We start from the raw sequence: 3415 nt of genomic DNA, 5'->3' as shown, positions 1-3415 counted from the left end.
ACAGCGTATGAAGTGTGTGGGGGCTCAACGGGCCTGTGCGGCCAGTTCCTTGGCGGCCTCGGTGAGGTCCTTCGCGGTGTCGATCGCCCGCCAGTAGGCGCCCTGCGGCAGCGGGAAGCCCGCCAGGCGCTTCGCGCGGGCCAGGCGGGGGAACGTGGTGCGCTCGTGGTCGCCGAGGTCGGGCAGGAGCGCGGTGAAGGACGCGGAGAAGACGTAGACGCCCGCGTTGATGAGGTACGGGGACGGCGGGGCCTCGACGAAGTCCGTGATGTGGCCGAACGCGTCCGTCTCCACGGCGCCCCACGGGATGCGGGGGCGGGCCAGGGCGAGGGTCGCGGTGGCGTCGCGCTCGGCGTGGAAGGCCGCCATGTCGCGCAGCGAGAAGCGGGTCCAGATGTCGCCGTTCGTCGCGTACCAGGGCTGGTCGGCGTGGGGGAGGTGGCGGGCGGCGTACTTGAGGCCGCCGCCGCGGCCGAGGGGCTCCTTCTCGACGACCGTGGTGACGTTCAGCGGGAGGTCTGCGGAGTCGAGCCACTCCTGGAGGACCTCGGCGAGGTGGCCGCAGGAGACGACGGCGTCCGTCACGCCCTCCGCGGCCAGCCAGGCGAGCTGATGGCCGATGATCGGGGTCCCCGTGCCGGGGATCTCGACCATCGGCTTGGGCCGGTCGTCGGTGTACGGACGGAGGCGGGAGCCTTGGCCTCCGGCCAGGACTACGGCCTGCGTGGGGTTCAGCGTGGTCATGCCGGAAACCCTACGCGGCGCGTCGGCCGGGTCGGCTCAGCCGTTCTGGTGGGCTGCCACGCCCGCCGCGTACGACGTGTCGCACACGGGCCGCGCGTACGACTGGGCGCGGGTCGGGCCGTACTTCTGCACGGCGGCCCGGCCGAGGGCGCGGGCGACGGCGACACAGTGGCGGGCGAGCGACGGGTGGCGGTTCACCTCCTGCTGGAGGTGGGTGAGCGCGATGCCGGGGTTCTTCTCCTGGAGTTCCAGGAGGAGCCGGTCGCGCAGCATGTCCTGCGGGGCGCGGGACTTGGCCGGTACGGAGAGGTTGTCGGCGGATGCGGTGAGGATCGAATCCGAGGAGTTCCCCGACCAGTTGACGCTGGTGACCGCGAGGGTCCCGGAAAGCACCAGCATCACGGGCAGGACGAGAGCGAGCGTGCGGCCGATGCGGCGGGCGGGGCCCCGGTGGGCTCGGCGCGGCTTCTGGGTGTAGTTGGCGGAGTGCGTCACGCGTGGCAGCGTAGCGCTCGGTGATGATTTGGCGACATTTTGTCACTCGGTCGAGCGACGGCGAAGAGGGTTTCCCTGGAGCGGTGTTGACGAGGGACGTTCGAAATGCCCGGTGTGCCGGGGTATTTGTCGACAACGGCGTGGTCGCGGGCGGGGCTCCGGGGGCACGCCGAGGGGCCCCGCGCTCGCTCGGCGCGGGGCCCCTCGGGATGCAGGCGTGGTGTCCGTCAGTCGGAGAGGCGCTCGCCCGTCGACGTGGAGAAGACGTGGGTCTCGCCCGGGCGCGGTACGACGTGCAGCTGGCTGCCCTTCTCCGGGACGCGGCGGCCGTTCACGCGGACGACGAGGTCCTTGTGCTCGCCGTCGACCTCGGCGGAGCCGTAGACGTATCCGTCGGCGCCCAGCTCCTCGACGACGTTGACGGAGACGGCGAGACCGGCCGGGGCGTCCTCAGTGGCCTTGGAGAGGGACTTCGCGGTGGCGCCGTCCTGCTCGACGATGTCGAAGTGCTCCGGGCGGACGCCGACGGTGACCGTGCGGTCGCCGCGGTCGGCGGCGGCGGACAGGGCCTCGCGGTTGACCGGCACCACGGAGTTGCCGAACTTCACGCCGCCGTCGGTGATCGGGACCTCGACGAGGTTCATGGCGGGGGAGCCGATGAAGCCCGCGACGAAGAGGTTGGCCGGGCGGTCGTACATGCTGCGGGGCGAGTCGACCTGCTGGAGGAGCCCGTCCTTGAGGACGGCCACGCGGTCGCCCATGGTCATGGCCTCGACCTGGTCGTGGGTGACGTAGACGGTGGTGATGCCGAGGCGGCGCTGGAGGCTCGCGATCTGCGTACGGGTCGACACACGCAGCTTGGCGTCGAGGTTGGAGAGCGGCTCGTCCATGAGGAAGACCTGGGGCTCGCGCACGATGGCGCGGCCCATGGCCACGCGCTGGCGCTGACCGCCGGAGAGCGCCTTGGGCTTGCGGCCCAGGTACTCGGTGAGGTCCAGGATCTTCGCCGCGTCCTCGACCTTCTGGCGGATCTCGGCCTTGTTGACGCCGGCGATCTTCAGGGCGAAGCCCATGTTGTCGGCGACGGTCATGTGCGGGTAGAGCGCGTAGTTCTGGAACACCATGGCGATGTCCCGGTCCTTGGGCGGCAGGTGCGTGACGTCGCGCTCCCCGATGCGGATCGCGCCTGCGTTCACGTCCTCGAGCCCCGCGAGCATCCGGAGCGAGGTGGACTTGCCGCAGCCGGACGGGCCGACGAGTACGAGGAACTCGCCGTCCGCGATCTCGATGTCGAGACCGTCGACGGCGGGCTTGTCGGAACCCGGGTAGGTGCGGGTCGCCTTGTCGAACGTAACAGTGGCCATGGTGAGGGCCCCCTTCACCGGCAGGAACGTGCCGGACGATCCGAGTAGAGGGAGTGGTGTAGTCCACCTGAGTGAACTGCTCGTGACCGTACCCCGGCGGTCCGTGGTCTGTCAGTAGCCGGGGCGCGGCGGCCTCCGCGGAAATTCCCGCCGGCCGGCCGGACGTCGTTGGTTACACTGCACGGGCACGACCACATGCATGTGCGGGCCCGTGCATGCCTCCTTAGCTCAGATGGCCAGAGCAACGCACTTGTAATGCGTAGGTCGTCGGTTCGAATCCGACAGGGGGCTCCATATGAACCCCGGCGCAGCCGCTCGGGTCTGGTACGCGTCCTATGGTTCGAACACGCATCTGGACCGGCTCGCCGCTTACATCCGGGGTGGCCGTCCGGTGGGTGCGGTGAAGGACTTTCCGGGGTGCCGTGATCCCGCCATGCCTGCCCGGTCCGTCCCCGTGGAGTTGGCCGGCGCGATGTACTTCGCTACCGAGTCGCCGGTGTGGGGAGGCGGCAGGGCCTTCTACGACCCGCATGCGAGCGGGCGCGTCCTGGCCCGGGCCCACCTGGTGACCGCAGAGCAGTTCGCCGATATCGCGGCCCAGGAGATGTACCGGGAGCCGGGCGCCGACCTCGATCTGACGCGGGCGCTCACGCGGGGGCGGGATGTGCTCGGAGACGGCCGGTACGAGACGCTCGTGTGCGCGGGCCGGGTCGACGGCCTGCCCGTGCTGACCTTCACGGCGCCCTGGGCCATGGACGATGTCCCATGGGTGCCGCCGTCCCCCGCCTACGTGCGCTTCCTGGCCTCGGGGC

At 70.7% G+C, this 3415-nt stretch carries 4 protein-coding genes and 1 tRNA gene; 2 read left to right on the top strand and 3 right to left on the bottom strand.

What is annotated here, in order from left to right:
* Positions 1 to 24: 24 nt before the first annotated feature.
* The 3 genes from GKQ77_RS30130 to GKQ77_RS30120 all read right to left on the bottom strand — a co-directional run bounded on the left by GKQ77_RS30130 (position 25) and on the right by GKQ77_RS30120 (position 2603).
* Positions 25 to 744, bottom strand: coding sequence for a nucleotidyltransferase family protein (locus tag GKQ77_RS30130; RefSeq protein WP_219692288.1), 720 nt, complete (start codon positions 742 to 744; stop codon positions 25 to 27).
* A gap of 36 nt (positions 745 to 780) precedes the next feature.
* Positions 781 to 1239, bottom strand: coding sequence for a hypothetical protein (locus tag GKQ77_RS30125; protein ID WP_219692287.1), 459 nt, complete (start codon positions 1237 to 1239; stop codon positions 781 to 783).
* 227 nt (positions 1240 to 1466) lie between these two features.
* On the bottom strand, positions 1467 to 2603 hold the full coding sequence (locus GKQ77_RS30120; RefSeq protein WP_219692286.1) for an ABC transporter ATP-binding protein: 1137 nt from the start codon (positions 2601 to 2603) through the stop codon (positions 1467 to 1469).
* A 217-nt stretch (positions 2604 to 2820) separates the two neighbouring features.
* Between GKQ77_RS30120 and GKQ77_RS30115 the strand changes: the two genes are divergently transcribed.
* Positions 2821 to 2897, top strand: a tRNA-Thr gene (locus GKQ77_RS30115).
* Between the two features lies 1 nt (position 2898).
* Positions 2899 to 3415 (top strand): histone deacetylase (locus GKQ77_RS30110; RefSeq protein WP_219692285.1); only part of this gene is annotated, 517 nt, incomplete at its 3' end.

Origin of the sequence: Streptomyces anatolicus (genome assembly GCF_019400875.1) — a bacterium.
Taxonomy (GTDB): domain Bacteria; phylum Actinomycetota; class Actinomycetes; order Streptomycetales; family Streptomycetaceae; genus Streptomyces; species Streptomyces anatolicus.
Note: the sequence above shows the minus strand (reverse complement) of the source record. Positions and strands in the feature narration are given on the sequence as shown.

Excerpts from the sequence above, each read along its gene's own strand:
- GKQ77_RS30130 (WP_219692288.1), bottom strand. The coding sequence starts at position 744 with ATGACCACGCTGAACCCCACGCAGGCCGTAGTCCTGGCCGGAGGCCAA.
- GKQ77_RS30120 (WP_219692286.1), bottom strand. The coding sequence starts at position 2,603 with ATGGCCACTGTTACGTTCGACAAGGCGACCCGCACCTACCCGGGTTCC.